We start from the raw sequence: 310 nt of genomic DNA, 5'->3' as shown, positions 1-310 counted from the left end.
CCCGAACGACGACACACCCGCACGCCGCGGCCGGCCCGTCTGCGGCCACGCCACCGACTCCGCCAGCAGCTCCACCGCACCCGCCGACCAGTCCACCTTCGTCGACGGCTCGTCCACGTGCAGCGTCCGCGGGAGCACACCCTCCCGCATCGCCAGCACCATCTTCATCACACCACCGACACCCGCGGCGGCCTGGGTGTGCCCGATGTTCGACTTGAGCGACCCCAGCCACAACGGCTGCTCCGCGGGCCGTTCCTGGCCGTAGGTGGCGAGCAGTGCCTGCGCCTCGATCGGGTCACCCAGCGTCGTA

1 pseudogene is annotated in these 310 nt (G+C 71.6%); it reads right to left on the bottom strand.

What is annotated here, in order from left to right:
* A pseudogene (locus tag K7G59_RS34510) lies at positions 1-310 on the bottom strand (polyketide synthase); the annotation flags it as partial.

The sequence above is a fragment of the Streptomyces sp. NK08204 genome (assembly GCF_020400585.1).
GTDB lineage: Bacteria > Actinomycetota > Actinomycetes > Streptomycetales > Streptomycetaceae > Streptomyces.
Note: the sequence above shows the minus strand (reverse complement) of the source record. Positions and strands in the feature narration are given on the sequence as shown.